Annotated in this window: 1 protein-coding gene; it reads right to left on the reverse strand. The window is 65.1% G+C overall.

What is annotated here, in order from left to right:
- Positions 1–215: RsbRD N-terminal domain-containing protein (locus GO615_RS30125; protein ID WP_211167449.1), on the reverse strand; the 215-nt coding region annotated here is incomplete at its 3' end.
- Between the last annotated feature and the right edge of the window lie 177 nt (positions 216–392).

Genomic DNA, 392 nt, shown 5'->3' on the forward strand with positions numbered 1-392 from the left:
GCCGTGGCGGACGTCGTGTCGCCGTCGTCACCGAGGGTGTCGAGGAAGGCCGCGAGGGCCATCGCGACGGCCGCCTCGATGTTCGCGCGCAGTGTGTCGCCGAACTCGCGGTCGTAGCCGGGCACCTCTCGGATGATGGCCTCGACGCACCCGCTGGCCGTGTTCGGCAGGTGCTCTCGCAGGGTGGCAATGGTGTCTTGCCGCAGAGTCGACATGTTCACACTCTACGAACAAATCCCGAAAAGATCATGTGAGGTCGCGGTCAAGAATTATCAGCTGTGCGCCAAATACGCTGGTCGCATGCCGCACGCTGTCTCCTCATCAACCACGATGGCCCGCTCGTCGGACGAGCGGCGGGCCTCCGCCCGCCTGAAGCATCTCGCCTGGAACGC

The sequence above is a fragment of the Aromatoleum evansii genome (assembly GCF_012910805.1).
Taxonomy (GTDB): domain Bacteria; phylum Pseudomonadota; class Gammaproteobacteria; order Burkholderiales; family Rhodocyclaceae; genus Aromatoleum; species Aromatoleum evansii.